Genomic DNA, 245 nt, shown 5'->3' on the forward strand with positions numbered 1-245 from the left:
GGGCCGAACGCGGCGGCCAGATCGACATTGGTCGCCGTGAAATGGCCGGTGCTGGTGACCGTGTCGCCCGACCAGCCGAACCGCCCGGTGCCGGCGACGAGCCCGTTCACATCGGCGATCACGCCATAAGTGAGCGGCGTGAGATCGTCGGGCTGAAGGCCGTCGACATGGAAGCGGACGCCGGGCACTTCGAGCAGGGCCTGTCCTTCCCCGCGGGCCAGGTCATGCGCGATCTTCACCTTGGC

At 68.6% G+C, this 245-nt stretch carries 1 protein-coding gene; it reads right to left on the reverse strand.

Going from position 1 to position 245, the window contains the following annotated elements:
* Positions 1-245 (reverse strand): hypothetical protein (locus tag RVY79_RS21130; protein WP_317466571.1); only part of this gene is annotated, 245 nt, incomplete at both ends.

It is taken from the genome of Chromohalobacter sp. HP20-39 (assembly GCF_033052815.1).
Classification (GTDB): domain Bacteria; phylum Pseudomonadota; class Gammaproteobacteria; order Pseudomonadales; family Halomonadaceae; genus Chromohalobacter.